Below are 20,440 nucleotides of genomic sequence, written 5' to 3' on the forward strand. Positions count from 1 at the left end.
CAGTACAAAAATCTTTTTGATTTCTAAATACTTATCCATATCATCAACTACTTAACAAATTGTAATTTAGCGAATAGTAACTTAATTTTCTTTTTTATTAAACATATGGCGTACTTTATCTATTCGATTATTTGGTCTACGTGATTGAATAACTGGTTCACAAGTAGCAATTTGATAATCTTTTAATTCTGTCAAAAAAACTGCTTGCCCATTTGTATATAGAGTTAAAGTATTACGATATTCATTAATACAACGTACAGGAATATGTCCTGTAAAAATAACTTCATCATTTTTTGATTGACTTGTTTCAATTATTGCACAATGTTTTTGTGCATCATTATATGCACGAGAAAAGTATCCCTGTGGTGTAAAAAGTATAAACGAAAAATATGGCTCTAATAATTGCGTTCCCGCTTTTTTCAATGTTTGTTCAAGTACAATTGGGGCAAGAAAGCGAAAATCCGAGGGAGTACTAACAGGGCTATAATAAACACCATATTCAAAACATATTTTACAATCTGTTACTTTCCAACCATACAAACCTTGCTCCAGTCCATAATTAATACCTTCTCTTACTGCATTTTGGAAACTTTGATTTAAATAACCGAGTGAAACTTTGCTTTCGTACTGTATTCCACTTCCAATTGGAAGTGGAGTTATTGATAATCCAATTGATGCCCAAAATGGATTTGGTGGTACTTCAATATGAATAGTATAATCTGCCTTTTGTAATGGCTTTTCCAAATAAATTACGGTTGGATCTTCGATTCTTATGTTTATGTGATATTTTTCAATCAACAGAGAACAGATAACTTCTAACTGCACTGTTCCTAAAAAAGAAATGACGATTTCATGTGTTATCGTATCAACATAATAACGTAAAAGAGGATCAGTATCTGCAATTTCTGTAAGAGCATCCAATAATTTTTCTCTCTCTTCTATTTTTATCGGTTCAATTCTTGTTCGTAGTATTGGTACAGTCTTGTCATTCCATACATTGCATGGCAAAATCTTTTCATTTCCTATAATATCGTTCAATCTTAATGTATTGTTAGGTATAATAAAAATATCTCCAGAACAAACTATTTTTGTCTGTATCATTTCCCCATTTGAAGGAATATATATTTCTGTAAGTTTCACTTTCTTTTTCGATGGCAATATAATTGTATCTCGTAAGTGTAATGTTCCACTGTAAAGACGCAAATAAACTAATCTTTGCTTATGGTCTGTATATTCAATTTTAAAAACTCTTCCACATAGTTCTGAATCATTCTCATTCATTTCAGAACAAAAAAGATTTGAAATAGCTTCGATGAGTTGTTGAGTCCCTATATTATTTCTAGCACTTCCATGGTATATAGGAAACAACGAACCTTTTTTAACACACCTAGATTCTTCATACGTTAATTCTTGTATAGTCAATTTTTCTCCTACAATATATTTTTCTAAAAGTTTATCATTTTTGGAAATTACAGGATCCCAATCATCTAAATCAATGATATTTTTAATTGATATTTCTGGAGTTAATGTTACATTTTGCATAACAATAATATCATTTGAAAGTTTTTCTTTGATATTTTGATAAATATTATTTAAGTTAATTCCATACTGATCTATTTTATTTATAAAAATAATTGTTGGTATATTCATTTTTTGAAGTGCATGGAATAGTATTCGGGTTTGTGCTTGTACACCATCTTTAGCAGAAATTACTAAAATAGCTCCATCAAGAACAGATAAGGAACGATACACTTCTGTTATAAAATCTGTATGTCCAGGAGTATCTACAATATTGATTTTGTAGTCATTCCAATTAAAAGAAGTAACTGCTGCCTGAATTGTGATTCCACGCTGACGTTCTAAAAACATAGTATCTGTCCTTGTTGTTCCCTTATCTACACTGCCTAATTCTAAAATCGCTCCACTTGTATAAAGCAGACTTTCCGTTAAAGTTGTCTTTCCTGCATCTACATGAGCAAGAATACCAATGTTGATTATTTTCATGGAATTTCCCTCCCTACAAATTTATCTTTTAACTTAAAATCAATATTTACTAATTTTGTTCTTTTAAACTATTCTCAAAATCAATTATCCACTTTTCTAATGTTTCTACTAATGCTAATTGTTGTTTAAACATTTGTTTTCCAACATTAGGAATATGTTGTCTATGAGATTGTCTTTCATTTAGTAATTCTTTTAATTCTAATATCTTTGATTTTATATTAGAAACAAGAATCTTTTTTTGTTCATCATCTACTAAATCTAAATTCGTGATAATAATATTAAAATCCAAATATAGACTAACATCAGAATTTGAAATATCATTCATAAGTTTATTAAAATAATCATTACCTTTGTTAGTAATAGTATATATTGCTTTATCTGGCATATTTCCCTCTTTCTCTTTATGGCTAACAATATATTCTTTTGATTCTAATTGTAATACTTTCTTATAAATAGACTGTTCACTAATTTTTACCCATCTTGGTATATTACGATATTCTATATTTTTTTTAATATCATAAGCACTTTGTGATTTTTGTTTAATAAGTCCTAATAATACCAAATCTATATTTGACATAATCTCTACTCCTTACTTAATATAATCTGTAACGCCAAGTCTATTTCCAAATGGATCTTCAAACTCGACTGCATTACCAGTTCCAATTTTAAAAGGCTCACTCAAAAATTTTATACCATTATTCAACATTTCTTTATAGAAGATTGCAACATCTTCTACTTCAAACCATATTGTAGGCTTTAAATTCTCAAATTTATTTTTGTCTTTTAAAATTATTGCAGGTTCTTCATTTCCAATATTATAAGCAACCATTCCCTTATTAGAGAAATCAAATTTCTTTTTAACCCCAATATTTCCTCATAATATCTTTTTGCTTCTTCCATATTATCTACAGGAAGAAAATAGTTGTCATAATTTTTCATATATTTAATGTTCTCCTCTTTGCTATAAACTACACTACTATATTTTATAGTAGTTATCATTGAAAGTCAATATATAATAAAAAAATAGATTAGTTGCACTGAACTAATCTATTTGTATAACTGCCTGTCGTACAAAAAAGACTGTCATTCAGGCTGTATTTTTTTGTACTTAATTCAAACAAAATTGTCCTTTATATCGTGTAAAAGGATTAGCGTAAAAAAATTTTTATAAAACGTCCGATTCAATCCTTTCTCGTGGCTACTTATTAGAGGATAAAAATTTTTAGTACTTAAACCTAGAAAAAATGTCCTATATCTATCGAGGAGGTAAAACATGAATTATTTAAAAGAAAATATGACATGGTGCGTATGGAAATATTTGGATGTCGGAGAAGGTAAACCAAGAAAAGTCCCTTATAACCCAATCACAAAAAAAGCAGTCTCTGTCAAAAATCCATCTGACTTTTTATCGTATGAGATTGTATTACCGTTTAGAAAAAATTATGACGGTTTAGGTGTTCGAGTAGATAAAAATCTCGTTGCGATAGATATCGATAACTGTGTTGTTGACGGTAAATTAACAACCTTAGGTCAAGACATTGTTAATCATTTTCCTAATAGTTACATCGAATATAGCCCTAGTGGTAAAGGACTACGACTATTCTGTTTAATGAACGATTCTTTTCAGTACGATACAACCCAGTACAAGATGAAAGGAAAAAATGTTGAGGTTTATGTGGGAGGTTACACCAATCGTTTTGTCACGGTGACAGAAAATATTTATCAAGAAGGAGACATTAACGTGTGTACGGATGCACTAACGTGGCTTCTTACAACACACCTTAAGCGTGAAAAAAGAACTTCTAAAACTATACAAGCACAAAGTTACCTAAGTGATGCATCTGTAATTCAAAAAGCAAGTTCTGCTAAAAATGCAGATAAATTTAAGTCTTTATGGTCTGGAGATATTTCAAACTGTTCTTCTCATAGCGAAGCAGACTTAGCTCTTTGTTCAATTCTAGCTTTTTACTGTGGTGGAGATAAAAACCAAATCGACAGACTCTTTAGAAACTCATCTTTATTTAGGGAAAAATGGGATGAAATCCATGGAAATGATACCTATGGCAATTTAACCATTGAAAAAGCAGTCAATTCTCTAACTTCAGTCTATAAGCCCATTAACTTAGATGAATTTAACGATGAGCTAACAAGATTAAAACACGACTTTAACTTTCCACTAGGAAATATGTATGCCTGGAATGATATCGGTGCTGGAAAACTATTCGCTGATTTCTATCAAGAAATTTTACGCTATGTGCCTGAAAGAAAAAGTTGGTTTATCTATCAAGACGGTATTTGGCAAAAAGATACAGGAAACATAGTAGCCATGAAATCAGTCATGGAACTCGCAAACCTTATTTACCTATGCGCCATCGATATTACAGATGAAGATAAGCGTAAAACATTCCAAAGGTTTAGTTCTAAATGGCAATCTCATAGTTATCGAGTATCTATCCTGAAAGATGCTCAAGTTTATCACCCAATAAAAGTATCAGATTTCGATAAAGATATTTATATGTTGAATTGTTTAAATGGCACATACCATTTGAAAAATAAATGCTTTTATCCCCATCAAAGTAAAGATTTATTAACTAAGAAAGCCAATGTATCTTATGAGCCTCAAGCTAAAAGTCATCGATTCAATTCTTTTATTGATGAAATTATGACCGGTGATAACGAAAAGTCATCATTTCTACAAAAGATATTAGGTTATGGACTAAGTGGTGATACAAGGCATGAATGTCTTTTTATACTATATGGTGTCACCACACGAAATGGTAAAGGAACACTCTGTGAAACGATTTTAAATCTTTTAGGGACGTATGCTTGCACAGCACGCTCAGAAACAATTGCACTGAAACAAAATAACTCTCAAGGCCCTAGTGAAGATGTTGCTAGACTTGCAGGCGTTCGCTTTGTCAATATATCAGAACCACAAAAAGGCTTAGTGCTAAATGTTGCTCAAGTGAAAAGTATGACAGGGAACGATACGTTGAATGCTCGATTTCTACATGAGAATAGTTTTGATTTTAAACCCCAATTCAAGTTATACATCAATACTAACTATCTACCATCGGTTACAGACTTAACCATTTTTAAAAGTGATCGAATATGGATTATTCCTTTTGACAAACACTTTAATGAAGAGATGCGTGATATTACCTTGAAACAACAATTTACAAGTGAACCTGTTAAAAGTGCCATTCTAAATTGGCTCATTCAAGGTTATGACGCATTACAGCGTGAAGGCTTATCTGTTCCTAAAGTTGTGAAAGAAGCAACCCATCAGTATGAACATGATAACGACAAGATAAAACTTTTTATCGAAGACTGTTTAGAACTTGGTGGCTTTGAAGAAAAGACATCAGATATCTACTATCGCTATAAACAATGGTGTCTAGAGAATGGTCAATTTGCTGAAAGCATGAAGAACTTTAAACAATCATTATCGAGTCAATTTTCGATTGTTCGCAAGCGACCTAAAGGCGGTGGAAACAAAACCACACTGCTTGTAGGTGCTAGGTTAGTATCTGATTTTTTATAAGTGGCAATGTGGCAGATAAATATAGTCAATTTAAGAATAATACTCTCTATAGAAAAATAGGATATTTACTTGCCACACTGCCCCATATTAAAGGAGGTGGTTTTATGAGTGTGTAGACCTAGGGGGCGTGAAATCTCTGCACCCCATACAGTGGATAACGGGTGCCCACCCGCACGCACAAAAAGAGCGAAATCAAAAGGGTAATAGAAAAAATCAAACGGAGGAAATTTTATGAGAATTTATGGCAGTATTGAGCCATTAAAGCTAAGTGCATCGGACTTTAGTAATAATGAATATATCGGCTTGAAAGTAAAAATACATCCTCGATTAGGACAGATTGTGTTAGTGGAAAGCCGAAGTAATTCGCCTAAAAGATATTGTATCGTCATGAAAAATGGATATAATGCGTATTTTTTATCATACGAAGATGCGGTTAATGCTTTTAATAACATCACGAAATCACATTAAAGGAGAAAACATATGACTAATATTGGGTTATTTATTAACCATAAAAATGGGAAAGTATTACATGCTAAAAAAAGTTTTATGCCTGATGAGATGATTGCTAGAAGAGAAAACTATTATCTTAGCGATTATTTTATTAGAAATGATAAAGGTGGTGTAAATATTTTCTATCAATTTCATACCAAAAAATATACAACACTTCAACAGCCTATGGTTTTTGATATTGAGTGTCCTAAGTGTCATACAACATTAAAAATCAATCGACTAGGATCAAACGGACATGACCATTCATGGTATTACTGTCCAAAATGTAATCAATAGGAGGAATAAAAAATGTTAGATACAGAATTAATGACTAAATCACCACAATTTCATACAGATTTTTGGAATTATTTACGTGTTCCAAATAATGCAACGGAATTAAACCTACCAAAGCAAACTAAAATACCGCTACTGGGCACATTTGTTATGCCAACAAAAAGTGTAGAAAAGTTAAGAGAAAAACTACACGAGTTAAATCCACTAAGACAAATTGCGACAACGATGACTTTAGATAAGAGTCATTATATGCTCCTTCATTATATATCTGAACCTAAAACCGTCTGGACAGATGAAAATGGTTATCCAATCAATGAAGGCATAGCACCATTAGATACAAAGCAAACTAAAATTAGTAGCCACCAACTCGCTTCTTTTATTCAAGTATCGACTAGTCTAAAAGAAGATCACTCTTTTGATTTAGAGGATTATATCTTAAAAACTTTCGCAAAAACTTTTTCACATGAAGAATGTAAAGCGTTTATTCATGGTGATGGTATCAATCAACCAATAGGATTACTTGACGAAACGAGAGGTGCTAAAGTTGGGCATACATCTAGCACATTAACGATGGATGCTATTTTACAATTATACACTTCTGTAAAATCTGAATATCGTGTTAACGGTACGTGGATTATGAGTGATGATACTTTTCTTAAACTTCGCTTACTTAAAGATAGTCTTGGCAATTATCTGTGGACGGAAGACACTCTCTTTGGCAAACCTGTGGTGATAGTTAATGCGATGGATAATGCTACTTATCCAATTGCTTTTGGCGATTTTTCATATCTTTGGATTTTAGAACGATTCGCACCAACAGTAAAGGTACTTAAAGAATTACTGTATTTAAAAGACCAAACAGGTTACTTAGGCTATTTAACTTTAGATGCTCTACTAACCAATCGTGATGCGATTAAAGTACTTAAAATAGAGGGATAACACATATGAAAATAAAAGAAAGAAATCCCCCTATAAAAGAATATGTTAAGCAAGTTGGCAACACGATTTTTACTGTAAAATCACTTGAAAGTACAGATGCTAAACAGCCCATAAAACTTATCATTAAAAAGATACTTGAAAACAAAATAAAAACTTGATAATTGAGGGATAGTACGGGAATATGTGAGTACCGCTTGAAGACTGTCCGAAAGGAGGAAAAAATGAAACAATTAAATATACAGTCTTCTAGTAAAATTACAGCCTTATATTGTCGTCTATCCCGAGATGATGAACTTCAAGGAACTAGCAATTCTATCTTAAATCAGAAAATGATGTTGGAAAAATATGCCCGAGATAATAACTTTACAAATTTAGAGTTCTTTATTGATGATGGTTATTCAGGAACTAATTTTAATCGTCCAGATTGGAGTAGACTTCAATCTCTCATTGATGAAGGAAAAATCGGATGCATTATCGTTAAAGACATGAGCCGTCTAGGGAGAGATTACCTTCGAGTCGGTTATTATACGGATATTGTTTTTCCAGAAGCAGATATTAGATTCATCGCAATAAACAATGGTATTGATAGTAATGAAAGCACTGAAAATGACTTAACACCATTTATCAATATCATCAATGAATTTTATGCCAAGGATACTAGTAAGAAAATACGTGCTGTTTTTAAAGCTAAAGGTGAAAGTGGTAAACCACTGGCGACTATACCTCCTTATGGTTATTTAAAAGATAAGGAAGATAAATATAAATGGGTTATTGATGAAGAAGCCTCTAAAGTTGTCAAAAAAATATTTCAACTTTGTGTTCAAGGTTATGGTCCAAGTCAAATCGCATCTGAACTTATCAAAGAAGGGATTCCAACACCAACAGAACATTTTGATAAATTAGGAATTAATGTATCTTCGCCATTATCTGAGATAAAAGGAAATTGGCAACCTAAAACAATTTCGCTTATCTTAGAAAAAATGGAATATCTAGGTCATACTGTTAATTTTAAAACATATAAAAAGTCCTATAAATCAAAGAAAAAATTAGAGAATCCAAAAGAAAAATGGCAGATTTTTGAAAATACACATGAGGCGATTATTGATCAAGAAACATTTGATATTGTACAACGCATACGTCAAGGTAGACGAGTTAGAAATAATCTAGGAGAAATGCCTACTTTATCTGGAATGTTGTATTGTGCTGATTGTGGTGCAAAACTCTATCAAGTTAGAGGTAAGGGATGGGAACATGAGAAAGAATATTTTGTTTGTGCAAGTTATCGAAAACATAAAGGTTTGTGTACTTCTCACCAAATAAAAAATGTTCAGGTAGAAGAACTTTTACTACATGAACTTAAAAAAATTACAGAGTATGCAAGGCAATATGAAGATGATTTTGTAAAACTAGTACAATCAAAAACACAAAATGAACTCAATAAATCACTTAAAGAAAGCAAAAAAGACCTTGTTCATGTTAAAGAACGTATCAATAAACTAGATACGATAATTCAAAGACTTTATGAAGATATGGTTGAAGGAAAACTTTCAGAAGATAGGTTTCAGAAGTTATCTAGTAATTATGAAACAGAACAATGTGAACTAGAGAAGAAAGCAACAATGCTCGAAAAGATAATACACGACACTGAACAAACTACTTTAAACACCACTGCTTTTCTTAAACAAGTTAGAGAACACACAACTATCAACAAGTTAACTCCAGAAATTATCAGAATGTTTGTGGATAAAATTATTGTAGAAAAACCCGAAAAGATCGAGGGAACTCGAACAAAAAAACAAACTATATGGATATATTGGAATTACATTGGAATTTTAGACATAGAAAAAACGGCATAACCAATTAAACGATTATGCCGTTAATTTTAAAAGGAATAAATCCCTATTGGAAGTCACCTTTCGTCAGCGTTTTTTAAGGAGATATGAAAAATATTTAGGATTGACTATAGTATAGCCTATTTTTCAATACACTCCATCGGTCTTGAGACGGATATTACATTAAAACGGTAATTCCTCCTCTTCCAAAACCAAGTCAGCTAGGTCATCGCCTGTGTTATTTTCACGCATGGCACGTTGGGCCCGACTTTCGAGCAGCTGGAAGGATTGTCCTAAGATTTCAGTCACATAATGATTGCTACCGTCTTTTTCGTATTTTCGCGTTCGCAACTCACCATCAATAGAAATCAGACTACCCTTGCTACCATAGGAGACAAGTGTTTCCGCCAGTTTGCCCCAGAAAATGACATTGAGAAAATCTGCTTCACGCTCACCATTTTCTGTCTTAAATCGTCGATTAACTGCAACAGTAACACGAGTCAAATTTTTGCCAGTTGGTGTTTGAGTGAGTTCAGGTTGGGCCGTCAAGCGACCGATTACAATAACTTTATTATACATTTTATATCCTCCTACTTATTTATTCGTAGAAGGATTAGAAAAGGAGCGAAAATCATGAAAGAATTTTTGATGGAAAAGATACAGACCTCCCAACCATATACCAATGCCGAACTGGCTTGGTTGCTGGAAAACATCGGTCATCCTGATCCTGCTATACGCGACGAACTGGTTTATGCTAGTTTTTGCCACATCTTTTTGGAGGGCTTGGTCACAAGGGAGCAAGCACAGTCGCTGCTACAATTCTCTCAAGAAACCAATCCTCTTTCCCTAGAAAGTTCCACACTAAAGCGAAGTTTTACTTGCTTACTTTACTGTCTGTTGCTGTCTGTCGATAATGAGCCAGAGTCTATTTATCATGCATTTTTAAGCACTAACGACCGTGAGCTACTCTTCCAGCAGGCCTTGGATTATTTGGCGATTGAAAATGACTGGTCTGGCTACGATGAAAAACTCGGTTGGATCCATACCGTTGCCCACGGAGCAGATTTTCTTCTGGCCGCAAGCTGTCATGATCAATTTCCCGCTGAAAAAAGCAAAGCAGTCTGTCAAACTATTGTCACTTGTCTGACCAGACAAAGTAAAGTTTTCTCAGCTGGCGAGGAAATCCGTCTGGCACAAATTCCTGTGTATTTACTACTGAATGAAAAAGTAACCAGCCAAGAGCTGACGGAATGGATTAGCAAGCTGGACTTTCCAAATCAAGAACCAGTAGACTACTTCCGGTGGCTCAATCTCCAACATTTTCTGTCTAGTCTTTACTTCCAACTCAAATCACAACAGGCCTTGACCGAAGAAATCGGACAGGCTATTGAAAATAGAATTGAAACAGCATAAAAGAATTGGCCAAAATCGACCAATTCTTCTTTTTCTATCCCTTCCAGTGTTTAGCTGGATCAAAGGCCTCTCCGACCACTGCGGAGTCGTCTAATTCGATAATACCACGAACTTGTGGTGCGTTTGGCAGAGCCAATTCACGCGGACTACACATCATACCAAAGCTATCTTCACCACGCAACTTCCCTGGGAAAATCAGGCTACCGCTCGGCATCATTGCCCCCGGAAGAGCCACAATAGTTTTCAATCCTTGGGCAGCATTTGGGGCACCAGCTACGATTTGCACTGTTTTGTCACCAACATTGACCTGACAGATATTGAGGTGGTCGCTGTCTGGATGAAGAACCAATTCCGCAATCTGACCGACTACGAACTTTGGAGCATTGTCGTTAACCAAGCTTTCAGTAAAACCTTCTTCTGCTAAAACCGCATTCAAGGTCGCAACTTGCTCGTCTGTCAAGAAAACTTGACCATTTCCATCAAGTTCAACCAAACTTGATGCTTCAAAAATATTCCAGGCCACTGTTTTTCCTGTTTCCTCTAGGAAAACACGCGCCACTTGACCCGTACGTTCAAACTGGACAGCTTGTCCCTTGTCTTCTGCAACGATGACCATGAGGACATCGCCGACCTGTTCTTTGTTATATGTAAAAATCATTTCTTTTTCATTTCTCCTTTATGCAAATAGACCGGTCAGGCCCTTCCATAGATTTTCAAAGAAGGCACCGATTTTTTCTAAAATCCCTGAATCTTGTAAATTCTTATAGGCTTCTGAAATTTGTTTCTCCGCCTGTTGCTTGAACTGGTTGAGCTGGGCAGCCACTTCCGCCGAATCAATGGCAGAGGTTTCCTGATAGGCTTTGGCAAATGTGACTAGCTTAGAAATTTCATCTGCTGTGATGACATTTCCCAAACCGTTTTGGGCCAAAACATCATTGATGATGGTGTTGATGTCAGCCTCTGAAGCCACCTGACCATTGGATTGCTTGTAATCCGAAAGAGCTGTCTTGATTTCTGCTACTGCCTTATCCAAGGCTGAACTATCAAAATTGGCGTCACCCGCATGGGCTGTCGCTACTTCATTGACAGTTGTTAATTCTTGTTGAGCTACTTCAGTTCGGGCTGGGTCAACTGTTTCACCATTGGCTGCAAGAGCCTTGTAAACACCTGTCAGAGCAGACTCCCCCGTTACCTGAATTGGAGAAGCTACATCAATCAAGACATCTGTCGCACCAGCTGTAATAGCCGCATTGGCATACTGCGTTTCGGTAATCAAGGTGATGTTCTGTGGCGTCTTAATATCCACCACAACCCCTTTGCCAGCGTCCTGCTTTTGCACCAAGACAGATGAATAGAGGGAGGCTGTGTCCGCTCCAGATGTACCTAAAAACTGATCCATATCGGCACCGACAACAACCTGACGACTGACATTAGCGATATCCGAAATACCAAATAAACTGTTGACCTCCGTCGCCTGCGTATCTGACAAACCGCCACCATAAACCAGTGTTGGCTTCCCCCATTTTTCATTGATGACATCTGTCTGAATTTCTGCTTGAACCTGCTGAGCTAAATTCAAATTCAAACTCAAGCCCAGCACCACAGGTGCTAGCAGGATTTTTCCTAGTGATTTCTTCATGTTCTTTCCTTTCTTTTGGGAAATGGCAGAGCTTCTCTGCTAATTTATCTACCCAGTCCAGATAAGAAGTTCATGATTTCTTCCTTGGTCTTGCGATTCTTATCGACAAAGCGACCGATTTCCTTACCATTTTCCAAAACAACCAGACTTGGAATGCCTAAAATAGCCCATTCCTGCGCCAAAGGCATAAAGTCATCTCGATCCAGTTGCACAAAACGGAAATCCGGAAAAGCCTCTTCGATAGCTGGCAAATGCGGTTTGATATAGTGGCAGTCTCCACACCAAGTCGTCACATATAGAAAAACGGTTGGCTTGCCATCTTCAATCAAGGCAGCCACTTCTTCAAGATTTGTTGGAAAAATCATCTTTCTTCCTCCCTGTATTGAATAGAGCCTTTGGTATTTTCAAATAAAAACACCTGTCCTGCCTCCATCACAACTCCTCCAATGAGAGTGTCTTGATTTGAGGCTGTTTCATCCACATAGACCGTGGCAATCTCTCCTAAATCAGCGAAAAAGTCACGCACCTCCTGCAAGGCCTGTGCTTTTTTACGGTCTTCCTGGATTTTACGGTAAAATTGAGCACTAGCGGTGAGCACACCTACCCCCAATAAGCCTGCTAGCAAGGCTGTCTTTTTCTTTTTCATGTTGACTATTTTATCATATTTCCCCGGATTTTTCCCAAAAATGCCATTGGACTTGTGACAGCTGAGAAGATCCTTTTGACATAATAGTAGGACAAGTCTAGCTCTTCGTGATAAAATAGTAGTAATCATGTCATGGAGGAAGAAGAATGACTCTTTTTGAAAAAATTAAAGAAGTAACTGAATTGCAAAGTTTACCAGGATTTGAAGGACAAGTCCGCAACCATATCCGCCAAAAAATCACACCGTATGTAGACCGCATCGATACAGATGGACTAGGTGGAATTTTTGGCATCAAGGATACGGCTGTTGAAAATGCTCCTCGTATCCTAGTGGCCGCACATATGGATGAAGTTGGCTTTATGATTAGCCAAATCAAACCTGACGGTACTTTCCGTGTTGTTGAGCTAGGTGGCTGGAATCCTCTGGTTGTTTCTAGCCAAGCCTTCACCCTTCAGTTGCAGGACGGTCGTACCATTCCAGCCATCTCAGGCTCAGTACCACCTCACCTTTCACGGGGGGCTAACGCTCCTAGCATGCCTGCCATAGCTGATATTATTTTCGATGCTGGTTTTGCAAATTATGACGAAGCCTGGGCTTTCGGTGTTCGTCCGGGGGATGTCCTCGTTCCCAAAAATGAAACCATTCTAACAGCCAACGGAAAAAATGTTATTTCTAAGGCTTGGGACAACCGCTTCGGTGTCCTTATGGTGACTGAATTACTGGAAAGCCTATCCGGTCAAGCATTGCCAAATCAGTTGATTGCTGGGGCCAATGTGCAAGAAGAGGTTGGTCTTCGTGGTGCTCATGCCTCTACAACCAAGTTCAATCCAGACATTTTCCTCGCTGTTGATTGCTCGCCAGCTGGAGATATTTATGGCGACCAAGGAAAAATCGGAGACGGTACTCTGCTTCGTTTCTACGATCCTGGACATATCATGTTAAAAAATATGAAAGACTTCCTCCTCACAACTGCTGAGGAAGCTGGTATTAAATATCAATACTACTGCGGTAAAGGTGGAACAGATGCCGGTGCAGCCCATTTGAAAAATCATGGTGTTCCATCAACAACCATCGGTGTCTGCGCTCGCTACATCCATTCTCACCAAACCCTCTACAATATGGATGACTTTTTAGAAGCTCAAGCCTTCCTGCAGGCTATCGTTAAAAAACTAGACCGCTCAACAGTTGATTTGATTAAAAACTATTAAAACAAAAGACTTTGCTAGGTAGAATGCCCGGCAAAGCCTTTTTTCTATAAAATTTCCTCTAAAATGTACTTCCTCACATAGGTAATAAAGTAAAGCGACCCCGTAATCAGGTAGAGTTTTTTGGAATTGTCCAAGTCCGCCCGCTCCAACCACTCCTGATAGGTCTGAACTCGTTCATAACATGCTGGATAGTCCTCCAGCTTCACCGCCCGAAAATCGTCAAAAGTCGTAACGCTAACAGGTCCAAATTTGCTAAGTTGAGACAACATCTGGTCCACAGGCTTGGTATTGATGGCTGCAAAGAGGATTTCAATATCCCTGTCAGCATACTTTTCTTCCAAGAGCTGGGTCAGGACAGCGATACTTTCATTATTGTGGGCTCCGTCAATCATGAGATTAGGTCTAATCAACTCTAAGCGGCCCGGCCAGATGGCTTGGGACAAGCCCTGGCGGATGGTTTCATTGGTAATCTTTGGAAAATGAGGTTTAATGAGCTGAGCTGTTGTCACTGCCAAGGCTGCATTGACCTCCTGGTGACGTCCCTGCATCTGTAGCCTTAAATCCTCAACACGGCCGAAGGTGCTTGAAACCGCAAAACCTGCTCTGCTATTTTCCAAAAGAATCTCCCGCCCCACCGCATAGGTCTGACTCTGAAGCTGACGAGCCTGCTCCTCAAAAACTGCCACCACTTCTTGCAAATCGGTCGCATAGACGAGCGGAACCCCCTCACGCAAGACGGCGACCTTGTGACGAGCTATGGCAGCGTGAGTCTCTCCCAAAAATGCCTGATGGTCCAAGCCGATGGAGGGGCAAACTACCGCTAAAGGAGAAAGAACGTTAGTCGCATCCTGCAAACCGCCCATGCCTGCCTCCACCAAGAGAATATCAGGACGCTGGTAGTGGGCAAAGTAGACAAACATAGCAACTACTACAATCTCAAACTCCGAGATGGCATCCAGTCCAGCCGTCTGGTCCAAGTCTTCAATCAAAGGCTGCAAATCTGTCACAATCCTCGCAAAATCCTCCTCCGAAATCATCTCCTGCTGGTAGACAATCTGCTCTCGAAAATCAATGATAGACGGTGATGTAAAGCGACCGACGGTGTAATCCGAAGACCGTAAGATAGACTGTAAGGCGTTGAGGGTCGAGCCCTTGCCATTTGTACCTACGAAGTGAATAGTCGGAATTTGAAGCTGGGGATTGTCCAAGCGTTCCAAAATCCAGTTGACACGTGCAACGCCATTTTCTAAATCTGATGCAGGACGACTAGATAGCCACCGGCGAATTTCTTGATAATTCATGATTCCCTCTCTATAAAAAGCAACAGGAGGGATGACCTGTTGCTTGATACTGTTTTATTTAAGGCCCATTAACTTAGCCAATTCAGGTATTTTTTGTAAAATTGGTAAGACAAGCATAGTCACGACAATGCGTAATGGAATTTCAAAAATAGCTTTTATGAAACGACTGCTATACAGAACAATCCAAGGTGTTCCAAAATGGAAATGGAGGGCAATCGGTGTCATGATAAAGGAAATCACAACCTGAATCAAGACAACAACCCCTGCAACATAGAGCCAATCAGCCTTGTTCTTGGTGTCTAGCGGTTTTCGATAAAAAAACCAGCCGTAGATAAAAGCCGATACTGCCTCAATCAAAATCCAAGTGAAGAGGACAGTTTGCCCACTAAACAAGACAAATATTGGGTCTGAAATAGCCGCAAAGACAGCCGCCCAAACAGGACCGGCAATAGCTCCCAAAATAGTATTGGGAATGAAGGTAAACTGAACCTGTAAAGTATCAGAAATCCGAATAGAGAAATAGTTCTCCACAATCATGACCAAGGCAAGGGTCATCGCAATAGCAGCCAACAACTGCACCGTTAGTTTTGGAATTTTCTTTTCCATAAAAAATGCTCCTTTTTCAAAAAATGGAGCTGTCGTGTGTATTCGACAGCGGATGCAATGATTTACCGCGCTACTCTCAGCCAGGACCAATGTTCCTACTCTAGGAGACATCAGATGCAAGCAAAGATCAGCTTCGTTATGTGGCAACATCCCATCCACATACACTTGACGCAAACCATCTACTCTGTGCAAATTTCTTTGCCTGACTATTGTACCATAATTCTTCTAGACTGACCAATCGCTTCTACCTATGGCAGATTATTTGAAAAAATTATAGGTATCGTCATTAAATTTAACTTATATCCATCGTTATTTTCGGCTTGTCAAACTCTTGGCTGTTTTAGCAACCTGGCCTCAATTACTTGTCTAAAGGCTACTTCATTCAACTATAAAAGGCCAGCACTCAGTACTGACCTTTTCATTTCTGATTATTTCAAACGTTCTACATCACGCGCGATAACCAACTCTTCATCTGTTGGAATCACTAAGACTTTTACTCGTGAGTCTGCTGTTGAAATGTCGCCGCTATTGCCAAAAACATTCTTCTCTGGATCCAATTCCATACCGAACCATGTCAAGCCCGCGACAACTGCCTCACGAACCTTGACAGAGTTCTCTCCGATACCTGCTGTAAAGACAAGAGCATCTGCACCATTCAAAACTGCGAAGTATTGACCAATGAATTTTTGTAGACGGTTGACAAGCATATTGAAGGCCAAGGTACATTTTTCATCACCTGCAGCCACTCCAGCTTCAATATCACGCATATCGCTTGATTTCTCTGCAATCCCAAGAATACCAGACTGCTTGTTTAAGACATTGATCACATCTGCAGCATCTTTTAATTCCTCTACATTTTCAATCAAGTAAGGGATGATGGCTGGATCAATATCACCTGAACGAGTTCCCATCATTGGACCTGCAAGCGGTGTGAAGCCCATTGAGGTATCAACAGATTTGCCACCTTCAATTGCTGAAATTGAAATACCATTTCCGATGTGAGCAGTAATCACTTTTGTTTCTTCCAATGGTTTGCCCAATAATTTGGCTGCTTCACGTGAAACATAGAAGTGTGATGTTCCGTGAGCTCCGTACTTACGAACTTGGTTTTCCTCATAGTACTTGTTTGCGATTGGGTAACGGTAAGCTACCTCTGGCATTGTCGAATGGAAGGCCGTATCAAAGACAGCCACACTTGTCACTTCAGGCAAGATGTCCTTGAAGGCACGAATACCAGCAGCATTGGCTGGGTTGTGAAGTGGAGCAAGGCTAGAAAGATCTTCAATCTGCTTCAAGACTTCATCCGTAATTACAACAGAATCCTTGAAAATTTCACCACCAGCAACCACGCGGTGACCGACACCTGTAATTTCTGAGAAATCGGCAATAATATTGTGTTTGAGCAAGTCTTCCAACAAGATTTTTACTGCTTGAACATGATCAGCAATATCCAAAACCTGTTCAGCTTTCTGATCACCAAATTTTACTGTGACAATTGAATCCTTCAAGCCGATACGCTCAACAATCCCTTTTGCTAAGACAGTTTCTTCTGGCATCTGATATAATTGCCATTTTAAACTTGAGCTACCTGCATTAATCGCAATTGTTTTTGACATAGTATTCCCCTTTAAAAGCGTTTTCCTATTTAGTATAACAGATTTTTACATAAATTGCATTTTCTTGCTTCCAATTTTTGAAATTGAGCATGAACTTCTGAATAGCTTCTGGTTCTTGAAGACTTTGTAAGGGATAAACAAACGGCGCTAAAGGTCTAGCTGCTTTCTTTTGCAAAACAAAAATAGACTTGGCCATAGCAGCCTTCCCAAAGAGATTTGGTGGCAGGGCAATCATGGCAACAATATTGGCTTGCTCCTGTAACCAGGCTTTCAGTAAATCGCTTTGCGGACTAGTCAACAAATCATTTGGAGCCAAGAGAATAGCAAAGCCATCTTTTTCCAGATATTTGAGGGACTGTTCCATGAGCAGATGGTGGGAGTAGGTATGTTCTGTCTGGCTAGCCACCTGATAACGACTGGCAATCTGGTCGTCTGGATAGTACCCGATTGGCAGATCCGCTACAATGACTTGACTTTCCTTCAAAATCTGCGGACGTACCGCATCGCCCTGGGCAAAAGAAATCTCTGCCTGCATAACATCTGCCATGCTAGCTGATAAATCAATCAAGAGATCGTCTACTTCAATCCCCAGATAGTCCAAGTCTTTCTGACTGGCATTGAGAATGGTCTGCGCCAAATTGCCTGTTCCTGAGCCAATCTCCAAGACTGTTACTTTAGGAGTAGATACTAGTTGATCGACCAAGAATGATAAAATAAAACCAATAGAATCCGGTGTAAACTGGTGATTGTACTGCATAGGCTCAGTCTGATTGGCCTTGATGAGCAGGAATTGAAAGGCTCGACGCCATTCTTCCTTGGTCAGATCTAGATTTTTCAAAGTCTGATTGTTGCGGACAATCAAATCCGTGTCGTGCTGACCAGCCAGATAGGCTGCGTTTTGCTCAATCATGGCATCATAGATATTGGTGCCTAGTTGGTTTTGAATAGTCTGTACGTTTTCTAATAGCAGGTCGTAAGCCTGTTCAATCTTCTCAAAATTCATACTCTTATCTTATCAAAAATTCACCAACTTTGCACTCAAAAGGGAAGTAGTAGTTAGCCACTCCCCTCGGGTACAATTTTGACCGGAAATTGATAGTGATAGGATCCTCCATTCCCTAATGCTACGATAATCCTTACTTGCTTGTCTTTAACATGATAGTTTGCCTGACCCTCCTGAAAAGTGACCGTCCCCTTATCTTCTATTGGTTTACTTTGCTCAGAACTAGTTTGAGCTGGTTTTTCAGCCGTTTCTTGACTTCCTCTAGTTGGTTGTTCCTCCTTTTTCTCCTTTTCATCGACAGTTTGGCTAGCAGCCATGGCATCTTCCTTCATTTCATCTGTTTGACTTGCTACCTTCTTGGCAATCGCTTCACGCTCTTGCAATTCCTCTTCGACCTTGTCCAAGACCATCTGAGCCATGATGTAGGCAGTCGTTTCTTGCCTTGCCACCTGTACCAAGCGACTCTCAGCCTCTTGGCGGTGGAGATAAAACTGAAGCAAGAGACTAAAAACCGCCAGCATCAAAAGGGCATAGAGTAGGATGCCAGCCTTAACTTTTTTCTTTAAAAGCATAGATAAAGGTCCGCTCCTCTCCATTTTTAAAGCTAAAGTCGATGCGCACTAGCTGGTTTTCTTGGGAAATGGCTGCGCTATCCAGCTGATAGAGCATGGGCTGGTAGCCCTGTCCCCTGTCATTTGTTTTCCGAAAATCATCCGAACGTGACTTGCCAAAGGCTAACGCTTGCCCATCCTTATTGACATAGACCTTGCCATTTTCAACCTTGACCAATTCCGACTGGTCCAATTCCGACCGCAACTGGCTAGAAAAGACCAACCATTCCTTTTGAACGGTCTGACCTTGGTAATGTGCTTCTTGGACCAGTAATTTGGATAAGCCTTCAAAAATCAAGAGGCTGCCTGATAGGATGATTAAAGCCACCAAGCATTCCAATAGGGTAAAAGCAAGAACCTTACTTTTTAACAATCGACAGAACCTCCTTTCCCTCGTGGAAAACAACAATCTTATCCACTGTTCGCTGAACTTGAACTGCAACTCCGTTTAAGGCTAGCTTATCTTGCTCGGCCTGCACGGCCATCTGTGCTAGATTGAGAACTTCCTGTTGTTCCAATTCCCAAGCCTGTCGCCTGCGACCTGCATCCACCGCTGATAAAATCAAGCTGCAAATGGTCACTAGAGTCGCAAGGGCAACCAGACTTTCTAGCAAAATATAAGCCTTATTCTTCTGTTTTCTTATAGCGACCACTCCCTATATATAATTGATACGTGACAGTCTTTCGACTAAGCCTAAATCGAATTTTAGACAGCGAGGAATTTCCTCCATTTTCTTCAAATGTGATGGTCTTCCCTTCTAATACTTCTACACTTCTAGGTAATTTCACCATCTGATGACCATTTGCCACTTCTTGCTCGCCGATAGTCAGGCTAACTGACTGGTGAGAACTAGCAGCCAATTTCTGGCTGTCTTTATAGATAGCCTCAAATTCCCAGAGAAAAATTTCTTCCTGAACTGACTGAAAGGCCGTTTGCACCGTTCCCGAAAAAGAAACTGATAAAAAACTGATAACAAATAAGGTCAGTAGACTTTCCAAAAGCGTGAAAGCCTTATTTTTTCGCCTTAGCATACTGCTCCGCTTGTTTTTCAGTAATATAGCCAGCTGCCTGCAAGTCTGCCACCGTTGCTTCCTTGTCATGTTCCAGTTCATAGAGCTCCATCTGGCTTTCCACTACCTTGACGACAGCTGCATCCCCTTTCTTCTGAATGGCATCCTTCTGCTGGCTCAAATTTGGCACAAATAGAAGCAAGAGCAGACTAATAATGCCCAAAACGACTAACATTTCCACCAGAGTGAAAGCTTTCTTTTTTAATTTCAACAATTTTTTCATT

Annotated in this window: 25 protein-coding genes and 1 riboswitch; of the genes, 8 read left to right on the top strand and 17 right to left on the bottom strand. The window is 38.3% G+C overall.

Annotation, left to right across the window (positions count from 1 at the left end; all coding sequences use genetic code 11):
* Positions 1–81: 81 nt before the first annotated feature.
* Genes tet(44) through ACEE44_RS08405 form a run of 3 tightly spaced genes read right to left on the bottom strand, consistent with a single transcriptional unit; the run spans position 82 to position 2,833 of the window.
* Complete coding sequence (gene tet(44) / locus ACEE44_RS08395; RefSeq protein WP_449171904.1) at positions 82–2,004, bottom strand: tetracycline resistance ribosomal protection protein Tet(44); 1,923 nt, start codon at positions 2,002–2,004, stop codon at positions 82–84.
* 49 nt (positions 2,005–2,053) lie between these two features.
* Positions 2,054–2,581, bottom strand: coding sequence for a PadR family transcriptional regulator (locus ACEE44_RS08400; protein ID WP_118549566.1), 528 nt, complete (start codon positions 2,579–2,581; stop codon positions 2,054–2,056).
* Between the two features lie 12 nt (positions 2,582–2,593).
* Positions 2,594–2,833 (bottom strand): VOC family protein, encoded by a 240-nt coding sequence (locus ACEE44_RS08405; RefSeq protein WP_449171905.1) that lies wholly within the window; start codon positions 2,831–2,833, stop codon positions 2,594–2,596.
* A gap of 444 nt (positions 2,834–3,277) precedes the next feature.
* Between ACEE44_RS08405 and ACEE44_RS08410 the strand changes: the two genes are divergently transcribed.
* From ACEE44_RS08410 to ACEE44_RS08435, 6 genes are all read left to right on the top strand, one after another.
* Entirely contained in the window at positions 3,278–5,548 is a 2,271-nt protein-coding gene (locus tag ACEE44_RS08410) for a phage/plasmid primase, P4 family (protein ID WP_003454426.1), read from the top strand.
* Positions 5,549–5,779: 231 nt separating this feature from the next.
* Positions 5,780–6,016, top strand: coding sequence for a hypothetical protein (locus ACEE44_RS08415; protein ID WP_042260410.1), 237 nt, complete (start codon positions 5,780–5,782; stop codon positions 6,014–6,016).
* 12 nt (positions 6,017–6,028) lie between these two features.
* Positions 6,029–6,334, top strand: coding sequence for a hypothetical protein (locus ACEE44_RS08420; protein WP_449171906.1), 306 nt, complete (start codon positions 6,029–6,031; stop codon positions 6,332–6,334).
* 12 nt (positions 6,335–6,346) lie between these two features.
* Positions 6,347–7,270, top strand: a complete 924-nt coding sequence (locus ACEE44_RS08425) for a phage major capsid protein (RefSeq protein WP_003454223.1) — start codon at positions 6,347–6,349, stop codon at positions 7,268–7,270.
* 5 nt (positions 7,271–7,275) lie between these two features.
* Positions 7,276–7,428: a hypothetical protein gene (locus ACEE44_RS08430; RefSeq protein WP_003454418.1), complete on the top strand. Its 153-nt coding sequence runs from the start codon at positions 7,276–7,278 to the stop codon at positions 7,426–7,428.
* Positions 7,429–7,491: 63 nt separating this feature from the next.
* A complete protein-coding gene (locus ACEE44_RS08435) occupies positions 7,492–9,126 on the top strand; it encodes a recombinase family protein (protein ID WP_449171907.1) in 1,635 nt (544 codons plus the stop codon).
* A 159-nt stretch (positions 9,127–9,285) separates the two neighbouring features.
* Here ACEE44_RS08435 and ACEE44_RS08440 read toward each other — a convergent pair whose 3' ends face one another.
* Positions 9,286–9,681 carry a single-stranded DNA-binding protein gene (locus ACEE44_RS08440; RefSeq protein ID WP_024383180.1) on the bottom strand — a complete coding sequence of 132 codons (396 nt, stop codon included), beginning with the start codon at positions 9,679–9,681 and terminating at the stop codon, positions 9,286–9,288.
* A 54-nt stretch (positions 9,682–9,735) separates the two neighbouring features.
* Between ACEE44_RS08440 and ACEE44_RS08445 the strand changes: the two genes are divergently transcribed.
* Positions 9,736–10,515, top strand: coding sequence for a DUF2785 domain-containing protein (locus tag ACEE44_RS08445; RefSeq protein WP_449171908.1), 780 nt, complete (start codon positions 9,736–9,738; stop codon positions 10,513–10,515).
* A gap of 34 nt (positions 10,516–10,549) precedes the next feature.
* Here the strand turns inward: ACEE44_RS08445 and ytpR are convergent, their stop codons facing one another.
* Genes ytpR through ACEE44_RS08465 form a run of 4 tightly spaced genes read right to left on the bottom strand, consistent with a single transcriptional unit; the run spans position 10,550 to position 12,800 of the window.
* Positions 10,550–11,173, bottom strand: coding sequence for a YtpR family tRNA-binding protein (gene ytpR / locus ACEE44_RS08450; protein WP_449171909.1), 624 nt, complete (start codon positions 11,171–11,173; stop codon positions 10,550–10,552).
* A gap of 18 nt (positions 11,174–11,191) precedes the next feature.
* On the bottom strand, positions 11,192–12,154 hold the full coding sequence (locus ACEE44_RS08455) for a DUF1002 domain-containing protein (RefSeq protein ID WP_449171910.1): 963 nt from the start codon (positions 12,152–12,154) through the stop codon (positions 11,192–11,194).
* Positions 12,155–12,198: 44 nt separating this feature from the next.
* Positions 12,199–12,519, bottom strand: a complete 321-nt coding sequence (locus ACEE44_RS08460; RefSeq protein ID WP_449171911.1) for a thioredoxin family protein — start codon at positions 12,517–12,519, stop codon at positions 12,199–12,201.
* Positions 12,516–12,800, bottom strand: a complete 285-nt coding sequence (locus ACEE44_RS08465) for a DUF4651 domain-containing protein (RefSeq protein WP_449171912.1) — start codon at positions 12,798–12,800, stop codon at positions 12,516–12,518. The genes ACEE44_RS08460 and ACEE44_RS08465 overlap by 4 nt, the downstream gene beginning before the upstream one ends.
* Before the next feature lie 146 nt (positions 12,801–12,946).
* Between ACEE44_RS08465 and pepA the strand changes: the two genes are divergently transcribed.
* Positions 12,947–14,008: a glutamyl aminopeptidase gene (pepA, locus tag ACEE44_RS08470; RefSeq protein ID WP_449171913.1), complete on the top strand. Its 1,062-nt coding sequence runs from the start codon at positions 12,947–12,949 to the stop codon at positions 14,006–14,008.
* 44 nt (positions 14,009–14,052) lie between these two features.
* Here pepA and ACEE44_RS08475 read toward each other — a convergent pair whose 3' ends face one another.
* The 9 genes from ACEE44_RS08475 to comGC form a co-directional block, all read right to left on the bottom strand.
* On the bottom strand, positions 14,053–15,309 hold the full coding sequence (locus ACEE44_RS08475; RefSeq protein WP_449171914.1) for a bifunctional folylpolyglutamate synthase/dihydrofolate synthase: 1,257 nt from the start codon (positions 15,307–15,309) through the stop codon (positions 14,053–14,055).
* A 54-nt stretch (positions 15,310–15,363) separates the two neighbouring features.
* Complete coding sequence (locus tag ACEE44_RS08480; protein WP_449171915.1) at positions 15,364–15,915, bottom strand: folate family ECF transporter S component; 552 nt, start codon at positions 15,913–15,915, stop codon at positions 15,364–15,366.
* 44 nt (positions 15,916–15,959) lie between these two features.
* Positions 15,960–16,104: riboswitch (THF riboswitch) on the bottom strand.
* A gap of 239 nt (positions 16,105–16,343) precedes the next feature.
* The gene (locus ACEE44_RS08485; RefSeq protein WP_449171916.1) at positions 16,344–17,531 is read right to left on the bottom strand and encodes an acetate kinase; all 1,188 of its coding nucleotides are present in this window, start codon (positions 17,529–17,531) and stop codon (positions 16,344–16,346) included.
* A gap of 25 nt (positions 17,532–17,556) precedes the next feature.
* A complete protein-coding gene (locus ACEE44_RS08490) occupies positions 17,557–18,534 on the bottom strand; it encodes a class I SAM-dependent methyltransferase (RefSeq protein WP_449171917.1) in 978 nt (325 codons plus the stop codon).
* Positions 18,535–18,587: 53 nt separating this feature from the next.
* A complete protein-coding gene (comGG, locus tag ACEE44_RS08495) occupies positions 18,588–19,106 on the bottom strand; it encodes a competence type IV pilus minor pilin ComGG (protein ID WP_449171918.1) in 519 nt (172 codons plus the stop codon).
* Positions 19,084–19,518: a competence type IV pilus minor pilin ComGF gene (comGF, locus tag ACEE44_RS08500; protein ID WP_449171919.1), complete on the bottom strand. Its 435-nt coding sequence runs from the start codon at positions 19,516–19,518 to the stop codon at positions 19,084–19,086. The genes comGG and comGF overlap by 23 nt, the downstream gene beginning before the upstream one ends.
* Positions 19,505–19,798 carry a competence type IV pilus minor pilin ComGE gene (gene comGE / locus ACEE44_RS08505; protein ID WP_449171920.1) on the bottom strand — a complete coding sequence of 98 codons (294 nt, stop codon included), beginning with the start codon at positions 19,796–19,798 and terminating at the stop codon, positions 19,505–19,507. Before comGE ends, comGF begins: the two co-directional genes overlap by 14 nt.
* On the bottom strand, positions 19,770–20,177 hold the full coding sequence (gene comGD, locus ACEE44_RS08510) for a competence type IV pilus minor pilin ComGD (RefSeq protein WP_449171921.1): 408 nt from the start codon (positions 20,175–20,177) through the stop codon (positions 19,770–19,772). Before comGD ends, comGE begins: the two co-directional genes overlap by 29 nt.
* Complete coding sequence (gene comGC / locus ACEE44_RS08515; RefSeq protein WP_449171922.1) at positions 20,158–20,439, bottom strand: competence type IV pilus major pilin ComGC; 282 nt, start codon at positions 20,437–20,439, stop codon at positions 20,158–20,160. Before comGC ends, comGD begins: the two co-directional genes overlap by 20 nt.
* Position 20,440 lies beyond the last annotated feature (1 nt).

The sequence above is a fragment of the Streptococcus sp. 32226D021BW genome, from assembly GCF_053545015.1.

What these genes read in the sequence shown, in the direction of transcription:
- ACEE44_RS08400 (WP_118549566.1), bottom strand. Translation starts at nt 2,581, where the DNA reads ATGTCAAATATAGATTTGGTATTATTAGGACTTATTAAACAAAAATCA.
- ACEE44_RS08405 (WP_449171905.1), bottom strand. Translation starts at nt 2,833, where the DNA reads ATGGTTGCTTATAATATTGGAAATGAAGAACCTGCAATAATTTTAAAA.
- ACEE44_RS08410 (WP_003454426.1), top strand. Translation starts at nt 3,278, where the DNA reads ATGAATTATTTAAAAGAAAATATGACATGGTGCGTATGGAAATATTTG.
- ACEE44_RS08415 (WP_042260410.1), top strand. Translation starts at nt 5,780, where the DNA reads ATGAGAATTTATGGCAGTATTGAGCCATTAAAGCTAAGTGCATCGGAC.
- ACEE44_RS08420 (WP_449171906.1), top strand. Translation starts at nt 6,029, where the DNA reads ATGACTAATATTGGGTTATTTATTAACCATAAAAATGGGAAAGTATTA.
- ACEE44_RS08425 (WP_003454223.1), top strand. Translation starts at nt 6,347, where the DNA reads ATGTTAGATACAGAATTAATGACTAAATCACCACAATTTCATACAGAT.
- ACEE44_RS08430 (WP_003454418.1), top strand. Translation starts at nt 7,276, where the DNA reads ATGAAAATAAAAGAAAGAAATCCCCCTATAAAAGAATATGTTAAGCAA.
- ACEE44_RS08435 (WP_449171907.1), top strand. Translation starts at nt 7,492, where the DNA reads ATGAAACAATTAAATATACAGTCTTCTAGTAAAATTACAGCCTTATAT.
- ACEE44_RS08440 (WP_024383180.1), bottom strand. Translation starts at nt 9,681, where the DNA reads ATGTATAATAAAGTTATTGTAATCGGTCGCTTGACGGCCCAACCTGAA.
- ACEE44_RS08445 (WP_449171908.1), top strand. Translation starts at nt 9,736, where the DNA reads ATGAAAGAATTTTTGATGGAAAAGATACAGACCTCCCAACCATATACC.
- ytpR (WP_449171909.1), bottom strand. Translation starts at nt 11,173, where the DNA reads ATGATTTTTACATATAACAAAGAACAGGTCGGCGATGTCCTCATGGTC.
- ACEE44_RS08455 (WP_449171910.1), bottom strand. Translation starts at nt 12,154, where the DNA reads ATGAAGAAATCACTAGGAAAAATCCTGCTAGCACCTGTGGTGCTGGGC.
- ACEE44_RS08460 (WP_449171911.1), bottom strand. Translation starts at nt 12,519, where the DNA reads ATGATTTTTCCAACAAATCTTGAAGAAGTGGCTGCCTTGATTGAAGAT.
- ACEE44_RS08465 (WP_449171912.1), bottom strand. Translation starts at nt 12,800, where the DNA reads ATGAAAAAGAAAAAGACAGCCTTGCTAGCAGGCTTATTGGGGGTAGGT.
- pepA (WP_449171913.1), top strand. Translation starts at nt 12,947, where the DNA reads ATGACTCTTTTTGAAAAAATTAAAGAAGTAACTGAATTGCAAAGTTTA.
- ACEE44_RS08475 (WP_449171914.1), bottom strand. Translation starts at nt 15,309, where the DNA reads ATGAATTATCAAGAAATTCGCCGGTGGCTATCTAGTCGTCCTGCATCA.
- ACEE44_RS08480 (WP_449171915.1), bottom strand. Translation starts at nt 15,915, where the DNA reads ATGGAAAAGAAAATTCCAAAACTAACGGTGCAGTTGTTGGCTGCTATT.
- ACEE44_RS08485 (WP_449171916.1), bottom strand. Translation starts at nt 17,531, where the DNA reads ATGTCAAAAACAATTGCGATTAATGCAGGTAGCTCAAGTTTAAAATGG.
- ACEE44_RS08490 (WP_449171917.1), bottom strand. Translation starts at nt 18,534, where the DNA reads ATGAATTTTGAGAAGATTGAACAGGCTTACGACCTGCTATTAGAAAAC.
- comGG (WP_449171918.1), bottom strand. Translation starts at nt 19,106, where the DNA reads ATGCTTTTAAAGAAAAAAGTTAAGGCTGGCATCCTACTCTATGCCCTT.
- comGD (WP_449171921.1), bottom strand. Translation starts at nt 20,177, where the DNA reads ATGCTAAGGCGAAAAAATAAGGCTTTCACGCTTTTGGAAAGTCTACTG.
- comGC (WP_449171922.1), bottom strand. Translation starts at nt 20,439, where the DNA reads ATGAAAAAATTGTTGAAATTAAAAAAGAAAGCTTTCACTCTGGTGGAA.